This is a genomic window from Pseudomonas sp. P5_A12, from assembly GCF_056400685.1.
This window is the reverse complement of sequence record NZ_JBFUKU010000030.1, coordinates 24,988-33,995: the sequence shown is the minus strand read 5'-3', so window position 1 is coordinate 33,995 and position 9,008 is coordinate 24,988. Positions and strand designations below refer to the sequence as shown.

At 59.7% G+C, this 9,008-nt stretch carries 8 protein-coding genes; 2 read left to right on the top strand and 6 right to left on the bottom strand.

Features of this window, described 5'->3' with window-relative positions; translation table 11 throughout:
- Both AC1DSG_RS06970 and AC1DSG_RS06965 read left to right on the top strand, forming a co-directional pair.
- A partial coding sequence (locus AC1DSG_RS06970) for an ABC transporter substrate-binding protein (protein ID WP_477790221.1) occupies positions 1 to 991 on the top strand: 991 nt, incomplete at its 5' end.
- 157 nt (positions 992 to 1,148) lie between these two features.
- Positions 1,149 to 1,937 (top strand): ABC transporter ATP-binding protein, encoded by a 789-nt coding sequence (locus tag AC1DSG_RS06965; RefSeq protein ID WP_477790220.1) that lies wholly within the window; start codon positions 1,149 to 1,151, stop codon positions 1,935 to 1,937.
- Positions 1,938 to 1,992: 55 nt separating this feature from the next.
- On the opposite strand, the gene AC1DSG_RS06960 is transcribed toward AC1DSG_RS06965, so the two are convergent.
- The 6 genes from AC1DSG_RS06960 to purU are packed head-to-tail and all read right to left on the bottom strand — an operon-like array spanning position 1,993 to position 8,785.
- Complete coding sequence (locus AC1DSG_RS06960) at positions 1,993 to 2,583, bottom strand: sarcosine oxidase subunit gamma (RefSeq protein ID WP_477790219.1); 591 nt, start codon at positions 2,581 to 2,583, stop codon at positions 1,993 to 1,995.
- Between the two features lie 3 nt (positions 2,584 to 2,586).
- Positions 2,587 to 5,484, bottom strand: a complete 2,898-nt coding sequence (locus AC1DSG_RS06955) for a 2Fe-2S iron-sulfur cluster-binding protein (protein ID WP_477790218.1) — start codon at positions 5,482 to 5,484, stop codon at positions 2,587 to 2,589.
- Positions 5,481 to 5,780, bottom strand: coding sequence for a sarcosine oxidase subunit delta (locus AC1DSG_RS06950; RefSeq protein ID WP_477790217.1), 300 nt, complete (start codon positions 5,778 to 5,780; stop codon positions 5,481 to 5,483). The genes AC1DSG_RS06955 and AC1DSG_RS06950 overlap by 4 nt, the downstream gene beginning before the upstream one ends.
- A 13-nt stretch (positions 5,781 to 5,793) precedes the next feature.
- Positions 5,794 to 7,035 (bottom strand): FAD-dependent oxidoreductase, encoded by a 1,242-nt coding sequence (locus tag AC1DSG_RS06945; RefSeq protein ID WP_477790216.1) that lies wholly within the window; start codon positions 7,033 to 7,035, stop codon positions 5,794 to 5,796.
- Positions 7,017 to 7,922, bottom strand: a complete 906-nt coding sequence (gene folD, locus AC1DSG_RS06940; protein WP_477790215.1) for a bifunctional methylenetetrahydrofolate dehydrogenase/methenyltetrahydrofolate cyclohydrolase FolD — start codon at positions 7,920 to 7,922, stop codon at positions 7,017 to 7,019. The genes AC1DSG_RS06945 and folD overlap by 19 nt, the downstream gene beginning before the upstream one ends.
- Positions 7,919 to 8,785 (bottom strand): formyltetrahydrofolate deformylase, encoded by an 867-nt coding sequence (purU, locus tag AC1DSG_RS06935; RefSeq protein ID WP_477790214.1) that lies wholly within the window; start codon positions 8,783 to 8,785, stop codon positions 7,919 to 7,921. Before purU ends, folD begins: the two co-directional genes overlap by 4 nt.
- Positions 8,786 to 9,008 lie beyond the last annotated feature (223 nt).

The window sequence follows — 9,008 nt, the reverse complement described above, 5'->3', positions numbered from 1 at the left end:
TGCCACCTTGGAGCGCTCGACCGCAGACAAACTGCCGCTGATTACCATCAACCACGGCCGTACCGATTCCACTGACGGCAGCGTGTTCCCCTATGCCTTTCCCTTGCAGTTGAACCCGTACTCCGAGGTGTCGGCGATCATCAACTACATCGGCCAGCAGGCCGGTGGCCTGGACCAGCTCAAGGGCAAGAAGATCGTCACCCTGTATCACGGCTCGCCCTACGGCAAGGAAACCAATGAGGTGTTGCAGATCCTGGCCGACAAGTACGGGTTCCAGCTGACCCTGTTGGAAGTGCCCCATCCAGGCAACGAGCAGCAGTCGCAATGGCTCAACATTCGCCGTGAAAAACCCGACTGGGTGATTCTGCGCGGCTGGGGCGTGATGAACCCGGTGGCGTTGAAAACCGCGCAGAAGGTCGGCTTCCCGGCGGATCACATCATCGGCAACATCTGGAGCAACTCCGAGGACGATGCCGCCCCGGCCGGTGCCGCCGCCAAAGGCTTTATCGCGATAACCACGCACCCCTCAGGCACTGATTTCCCGGTCCTGCAAGGCATCCAGCAGCAGGTGGTAGCCAAGGGCAATGGGGACCTGGCCGATCCGAGACGCTTTGGCACCGTGTATTACAACCTTGGGGTGGTGAACGGTATTCTCAACGTTGAAGCCGTGCGCATTGCTCAGGAAAAATTCGGCAAGCAGCCACTCACCGGCGAGCAGGTTCGCTGGGGATTCGAGCATCTCAAGCTGGACGATGCCCGCCTCAAGGAGCTGGGTGCGCTGGGCCTGGTGCAACCCTTGCAACTGTCGTGCTCGGACCATGAAGGGGGCGGTGCGGTGCGCTTCCAGCGTTGGGATGGCAGCGAGTGGAAACTGATCAGTGACTGGGTGCAGGCCGACCGTGCCTTGCTCAGGCCGATCATTGAAGCCTCGTCGCACCAGTACGCCAAGGAAAAGGGCGTCACCCCACGCGATTGCACCCAGGAGAGCTGATGCCGGTCAGTTAAATAAAAAACGGCCCTTGTGGGAGCTTGCTTGCCAGCGATGATCGTTAACGAAAATGCGTGTTTCTTGGGTAAACGCGGCGCTTTTGAGTCCATCGCTGGCAAGTCAGCTCCTACAAGAACTCGGCTTCTTGGGGGAGAACAGCATGAACCATGCACCGATCTTGCAGATCGACGCGATTGAAGTCCTTTATGAACAAGCAATTCTCGCCGTGCGCGGGGTATCCCTGGCGGTGCCGCAAGGGCAGATTGTGGTGTTGCTGGGGGCCAACGGTGCCGGTAAAAGCACCACGTTGAAGGCCGCGTCCAATCTGGTGAAGGCCGAGCGGGGTGAGGTGGTGCAGGGACGGATTCTTTATCGAGGCCAGGATGTCACCCGCAGTACGCCTCATAGCCTGGTGGCCAACGGACTGGTGCAGGTGCTGGAAGGCCGGCATTGCTTTGCCCAACTGACGGTGGAGGAAAACCTGTTGACGGGCGCCTTTGCGCGTCAGGTGTCCCGTGGGCAACTGAAGGCTGATCTGGAACATATTTACAGCCAGTTCCCGCGACTCAAACTACGACGCAAAAGCCTGGCCGGCTACACCTCTGGTGGTGAACAGCAGATGGTTGCGCTTGGCCGGGCGCTGATGGCCCGGCCACAACTGGTGCTGCTGGACGAACCTTCGATGGGGCTGGCGCCGCAGATCGTCGAGGAGATCTTCGAGATTATCCATCAGCTCAACCAGCGCGAAGGCGTGAGCTTTTTGATTGCCGAGCAGAATATCAACCTGGCCCTGCGTTATGCCCAGTACGGCTATGTGCTGGAAAGCGGTCGAGTCGTCAGCGAAGGCACGGCCGAGCAGTTGGCGGCGCGCAGTGATATTCAGGATTTCTACCTGGGGACGGCAACGTTGGCACAGGGGTTGCGGCTTGACGACAAGGTAGGTGTATAGGTGGGGCGCCGGCGGTCGAGGGCATACACGACCGACAGCGCAGCGTTGGTCAGTGCTACGTTTTCTCCAGCGGCAGTCCCAAAAACTCCTGCATCGCATCCAGCAACGCTTCGTGAAAATAAGCCATCGAAGCCCGGTCACACAGAATGAACAATCTCGGCTGTTGCAGCGTACTGGCGTTGATCACAATGACGTTGATGCGTGCTGCCGAGGTTTGCGCTACGGCGCCTGGGCCGAATGCCAAGGCGCTCAAGTCGACGCCACACAGTTTGGCCATGACGTCGCTGAGATGCTCACCGCTGAGTTGAAACCAGGCATGGCTGTCCTGTCGCGGCAGCAGATAATTGGCCTTGTGGTCCAACTCCCAACGGGCCTCTTCGTCGGCAACCCGTTGACCCTGGTCCAGCAGGCTTCCCAGCAGCAGGTACTCGGTCTGGGACAGGCGCGCTACGGTACTGCCGTCGTCCTGTGTGACTGCGCAGTTTGGCCCGTCGGGCAGCACAAAGCGGCGGCTCAGCAAATACTCTGCGCTGTGTGCGCCACGAAAACCGACCCGAGGCAGGTCGGTGAGATCGTTCAACGCGCAGGCGGACAGGAGGGCAAGCTTAGGCTCGCCGGTAATCGATTGTTCTCTCAGGCTGGTCATGGCTCAAAGCTCCTGGCGCAGGTTGCTGGGGTCAAGAAAGGGTAACGGCACGACTTCGGCCTGCACCACGCTGCCGCCCTCGACCCGGATCGGGATAAGCTGCCCCGGCGTGCTTTGATCTATGCCGGCGTAAGCCAGCCCGATGATCTTGCCAAGGCTTGCTGAGTATTCGCAGGAGGTGACATTGCCGCTGATGTCCGGGCCGTTGAGCACCAGATGGCCTTCCAGCGGTTGCAGGCTGCCCTTGGGCAAGCAGAAGCCCACGAGTTTGCGCTTCAGCGGTTGGGATTCGAGGATGTCCACCGAGCGGCGGCCGACGAAGAACGGTTTGTTGCGGCTCACCGCCCAACCCATGTCGATTTCCGCCGGGTGAGTCATGCCGTCGGTGTCCTGGCTGATGATCACATGACCTTTTTCCAGGCGCAGCAGACGTTGGGTTTCGACACCGAAGGGACGGATGTCGTGGGCCTTGCCGGCATCCATCAACGCGTCCCACAATTTGAGACCATGGCGTGCCGGCACGTGGATTTCGTAACCCAGTTCACCGACAAATCCCACTCGCAGCAATCGAGCCTTGATCCCGGCGACAGTCCCTTGGCGCACGCCTAAATAAGGGAACGCTTGCGCACTCAGGTCGAGATCGGTGCAGACTTTTTCCAGGACTTTGCGCGAGTCGGGGCCGGCGACGTTGACCGCACAAATCGCCGCAGTGACGTTGGCGACGTCCACGTCCAGGCGCCATTGTGCGTTCCACTTGAGCATTTGTTGATAGATCCGGTCGACTCCGCTGGTGGTGGCGGTGACGTAGAAATGGTTTTCGGCGAACCGCGCGCACACCCCGTCGTCGATCACCACGCCGTGCTCGTCGGTCATCAACGCATAGCGAGAACGTCCGATTGGCTGCTTGAGGAAGGCAAAGGTATACATCCGGTTGAGCAGTTCGGCAGCATCCGGGCCACGCACGTCCAGCCCGCCCAGGGTCGAGACGTCGATGATGCCGACCTTGTTGCGCACATGCAGTGCTTCAGCTTGCATGCAGGCGTCACGATCCTTGGCGCTGCCGTAATAGGCGGGGCGCTGCCAGATGCCTGCGGGCATCATCTTCGCGCCTGCTTGCACATGCCGGGCGTGCATCGGTGTTTGTCGGTACGGGTCGAAAGCCCTGCCGGCAACGTGCGCCAGTTTCTCCGCCACAAACGGCGGGCGTGCGGTGGTGACACCGGTTTCGCTGATGTTGCGTTGCGTCGCCCAGGCAACCAGCCGCGCAGTCGGCAGCGCTGAGTGGCGGCCTTGGGACGGGCCCATGCCCACGGTGGAGTAGCGTTTGACCAGTTGCACGTCGCGGTAGCCGATGCGGGTGGCGTTGACGATGTCAGCCACTTGCAAGTCCTCGTCAAAGTCGACGAAGTCTTTACCTTTAGGGTGCGGGAAAATAGGCCAGTTGAAATTGACCCGGTTTTCGCTGCCATAAGTTGCCCGCTGTGCGCCGACCGCAAGCCCTAGCGCGGATGCGGCGTCGGCACCGGCATTCACGCCGTCGGCGATGACGTTGTCGAGGCGGTGACGGCCATTGACTGAGCCGGCGACCGTCAGGTTTTCTGGCAGGCCACTAAGGTTGAACTCGGCACGCTGGTCGTCGTAGGCCAGTTTGCCACCCGCCTGACAGAGCAGTTGATAGACCGGCATGTAACCGGCGGACATGCACAACAAGTCGCAGTCCAGCTGTTGGCCACTCTCGGCGACCTGACCCTGGGCCGTGATCTTGCGCACGTCGACGCCGTTGATATGACGCATGCGTTTTTCGTGCAGCGCTTCATACACCGTGCTGTTGCGCATGCAAGAGATCTTGCGTTGGGCCAGCGCTTGTAGAAGCGATTCGTCGCCGGGCCCGTAACGCATGTCCACCACGGCGACAACTTCCACACTCTGGTCATGCAGGTCCAGTGCGGCGAGATAACCGTCATCGTTGCCCGTCAGCACCACGGCGCGTTTGCCCGGTTTGACCGCATACAACTTCATCAAGCGTTGGGCGGCGCTGGTCAGCATCACGCCCGGCAGGTCGTTGTTGCGAAAGACCACCGGCTGATCGAAGCCGCCACTGCACACCAGGCATTGGCGGGCGCGCACCTTGTACATGCGTTTGCCCTGAATCACCGGCAGGTAGTTGTCAGTGAACCAGGCATTGCAGGTCGCTTCGGTGAGGATGCGGATGTTGGCGTGTTCCTCCACCGCAGCAAGCAGCTCGCGGCGCAGCGCTTCAGCTCGTTTGCCGTCTATGTCGAAACGGGCGTAGGTCAGCGAACCGCCGAGGATCGGCTGTTGCTCGATGAGCAGAACCTTCGCACCGGCATTGGCTGCCGTCAGTGCGGCGTGCAACCCGGCGGGCCCGGCACCGATTACCGCAACGTCAGTGAACAGATAAGCCTTGTCGTAGTACTCGGGCTGGAAGGTGAGGTCGAGCACACCGAGGCCGGCCTTCTTGCGAATGATCGGTTCCCAGACTTTCCACATGCCCTTGGGCTTGTAAAAAGAACGGTAGTAGAAACCCACCGGCATGAATTTAGAGAATTTACCCAGGTAGGCGTCCTTGTCGTTATCCAGAGAACCGTTGACGTTCTGTGCCGTCACCTGCAAACCGGCGGACAGCGGGTGAGCATCCGCCAGTACATTGGGCTCTTGGGGCAGCTGCACCAAGCTGTTAGCGTCCTGCCCAGCCATGGTCAACGGGCCGCGCGGACGGTGGTATTTGAAGGAACGGGAGATCAAAAAGCGCCCGTTGGCCAACAGGGCGCTGGCGATGGAGTCACCTTGCACGCCTTGATAGCGAGCACCGTCGAAGCTGAAATCCAGTGGCTGATCACGGTCGATCAGCAGGCCCATCGGGGCGGGTAAACGGTTCATCCTGCGATCTCCTTGGCGGCGCTGAAGTCGACGCGGGCGGTGAAAAGTTCTTTGGGGTCGAAGGTGCGGATGATTTGATCGCTGACGGTGTGACGTTCCGCCAGAAACCAGTAGCTTGAAGGCGTGTGCATCCACCATTCGCGCACTACGCCGGCGAGGTTGTCGGTGTTGAACACGTAATCCGCCCATTCGGCATCGCTGCAGCGAACCGGATCGGGCATCGGCTTGAATTCGCCGCCGTAAGTGAACTCGCTGATATTGCGCGGCCCGTTGAGCGGGCAATTGATGATTTTCATGGTCCGCTCTCCGTCAGTGACTGGCCGCCGTAGCGCCCATTTCGTTGACTTGCTGGAAGGTCGAAAAACGCTCAAGGCCGAAAGGTTTGATCAAATCCGGTACCTTGCCGCCACTGGCAACCAGCTCGGCCATGGTCTTGCCGCAGATCGGCGTCGCCTTGAAGCCCCAAGTGCCCCAGCCCGCGTCGAGGTAGTAATTTTTAACCGGCGACAGGCCCATGATCGGACTGTAATCCGGGGTCATGTCAGTGATGCCAGCCCATTGGCGCATCAGTTTGGCGTTGGCCAGAAACGGGAACATCTCGATGGCGTGGGCCAGCAGGCTTTCCTTGAGGTCCAGCGTCGAACGGGTGTTGAACAGCGGATAGGGATCAGACCCGCCGCCGAATACCACCTCGCCACGACTGGTTTGCTGCACATAACAATGCAGCGCGGAGGAACTCACCAGCGGATCAAGAAACGGTTTGAACGGCTGGGTGACCATCGCTTGCAGCGGGAAAGTCTGGATCGGTGAACGGATCCCGGCCTTGGCCATCAGCAACGAACTGTGTCCGGCAATCGCCTGCACCGCGCAACCGCACTTGATGGTGCCCCGATTGGTCTTGACCGCAGTGATCGTACCGTTCTCGATGATCAGGTCCTGGACTTCAGTGAGCTGGTGGATTTCCACCCCGCGCTTGGCCGCCTGCTTGGCGTAACCCCAGGCCACGGCGTCGTGGCGCGCGGTGGCGCCGTCGATGTGCCAGAGCCCGGCAATGACGGGCAGGTGGCCCGGGTCGAGATTGAGGCTGGGCACCAGTTCGCGGATCTGCTGACGGTCGATCATCTCGGTGCGCCCGCCGAAGTGTTTGTTGACCTCGGCCCGCTGGCGGAACGAACGTACGGTGGCATCGGTATGCGCCAGGGTCAGTTGGCCGCGCTCGGAGTACATGATGTTGAAATCGAACTCGTTGGACAGCCCCTGGAACATCCGCACCGACTCGGCATAAAAACGCACGCCTTCGCTGGTCAGGTAGTTGGAGCGAATCACCGCCGTGTTGCGCGCGGTATTGCCACCACCCAGGTAGGACTTCTCCAACACCGCAATATTGGTGATGCCGTGGTACTTGGCCAGGTAGTAAGCCGTGGCGAGGCCATGGCCGCCGGCACCGATGATCACCACGTCATAGCTGCTTTTCAGCTCCCGGGGCGGTGGCAGATCCACTTCGACGGGGTACTCGGAACTGAGCCCGTACTTCAATAGATTGAATGGCATACGGCCTCCGATTGGCTGCGTTGAGCCTTTTGTTGCATAAGGGCTGCGGTGACAGTGTTTTTCATCAGGAAAGCAATGGTCATCGGGCCGACACCGCCAGGAACCGGGGTGATGGCCGCGACGTGTGGCAGGGCGCTGTCGAAGTCGACATCGCCCACCAGACGACTGCGGCCCTGATCGTCGATGCGGTTAATCCCGACGTCGATCACCACAGCGCCGGGCTTGAGCCAGCTGGCATCGATCAGTTGAGGACGGCCGACGGCGGCGATGACGATGTCCGCCTGGCGACATAACGCCTGCGGGTCCGGGCTGCGAGAATGCAGCACGGTGACTGAACAATCCGCCTTGAGCAGCAGGGCGGCCATGGGTTTACCGACGATGTTCGAGCGGCCGATCACTACTGCGTGTTTACCTCGTAGATCCCCACAGGTTTGCTCCAGCAAATACAGGCAACCGCTGGGTGTGCAGGGCGCAAGTACCGTACGGCCCTGGCTGAGACCACCGACGTTTTCACTGTGAAAACCATCGACATCTTTGTCCGGAGCAATGGCTTCCAACGCACGCAATTCATCGATATGAACCGGCAGCGGCAATTGCAGGAGGATGCCGTTGATCGAGCGATCGTTATYCAGCGTGGTAATCAAGTTCAGCAATTGTTGCGTGCTGGTGTCGACGTTCAGCCGGTGTTCCACGGAGCGAATGCCCACCTCTTCGGCGCGCAGTACCTTGTTGCGCACATAGACCTGGCTGGCCGGATCGCTGCCCACCAGAATCACCGCCAGGCCCGGCTGGATGTCTTGTTCGCGCAGGCTGTCCACGTCCTTGCGGACTTGTATCAGCACGCGGGCGGCGGCGGCTTTTCCGTCGATCAATTTGAGCGTATTCACCGGAAAATCACCGTTCTGTCCTGATTGAGGAAAACCCGGTGTTCCAGGTGGTACTTGACCGCCTTGGACAGGGCTACGGTTTCAGTATCACGGCCAGTGGCGACCAGATCGTCAGGCAGATACACATGATCAACACGCTGTACTTCCTGCTCGATGATCGGACCTTCGTCGAGGTCGCTGGTGACGTAGTGCGCGGTAGCACCGATCAGTTTCACCCCGCGCTCGTAGGCCTGGTGATAAGGCTTGGCGCCCTTGAAGCCAGGCAGGAATGAATGGTGAATGTTGATCGCCCGGCCCGAGAGTTGCTTGCACAGATCATCGGAGAGGATTTGCATGTAGCGCGCCAGCACCACCAGTTCAGTGCCGGTATCGTCGACAATTTTCATCAGCTCGGCTTCCTGCCGGGCCTTGGTGTCTTTGGTGACCGGCAGATAGATGAAGCGGATACCCTCGCGCTCGGCCATCGGCCGCAGGTCCAGGTGGTTGGAGACAATGGCGGTGATGGTCATGTCCATCTCACCTTTGTGATAGCGGTAGAGCAGGTCGGTCAGGCAGTGGTCGAACTTGCTGACCATCAGCAATACACGCATCGGCTCGCGGGTGTCGTGCAGTTCCCAGGTCATGTCGAAAGACTGGGCGACGTCCGCGAAGCCATCCTTGATTTGTTGGAGATCACCTTGGTGGCCGTCGTTGAAACGAAACACCGCGCGCATGAAAAACCGGCCGCTGAAGTCGTCGTCGAATTGCGCCATCTCCCCGATGTAGCAACTGTTGTCAGCCAGGTAAGTGGTGACGGCAGCTACGATGCCGGACACCGCGGGACAGGTGATCTTGATAATGAAATGGTTTTTTTCGTGTTGCATGACACGTCCTCGGGAAGATGGCGGCAGCTCATCGCATAGCGAAAAAATGTCAGCGGACAGCGGGGCTCTTTTATGAGCTTATTTTCTTGGTGGGAATAATTTATTCCTGTTGTGGGCTTTTATACGGGGAATGGAGGTGTGTCGTCTAGCGGTTTTGTGAAAGTTTTTTAACTGGGGGGAATTTTTTGATCGTTCCCATGCTCCGCGTGGGAATGCATCCCGT

What these genes read in the sequence shown, in the direction of transcription:
- AC1DSG_RS06965 (WP_477790220.1), top strand. Translation starts at nt 1,149, where the DNA reads ATGAACCATGCACCGATCTTGCAGATCGACGCGATTGAAGTCCTTTAT.
- AC1DSG_RS06960 (WP_477790219.1), bottom strand. Translation starts at nt 2,583, where the DNA reads ATGACCAGCCTGAGAGAACAATCGATTACCGGCGAGCCTAAGCTTGCC.
- AC1DSG_RS06955 (WP_477790218.1), bottom strand. Translation starts at nt 5,484, where the DNA reads ATGAACCGTTTACCCGCCCCGATGGGCCTGCTGATCGACCGTGATCAG.
- AC1DSG_RS06950 (WP_477790217.1), bottom strand. Translation starts at nt 5,780, where the DNA reads ATGAAAATCATCAATTGCCCGCTCAACGGGCCGCGCAATATCAGCGAG.
- AC1DSG_RS06945 (WP_477790216.1), bottom strand. Translation starts at nt 7,035, where the DNA reads ATGCCATTCAATCTATTGAAGTACGGGCTCAGTTCCGAGTACCCCGTC.
- purU (WP_477790214.1), bottom strand. Translation starts at nt 8,785, where the DNA reads ATGCAACACGAAAAAAACCATTTCATTATCAAGATCACCTGTCCCGCG.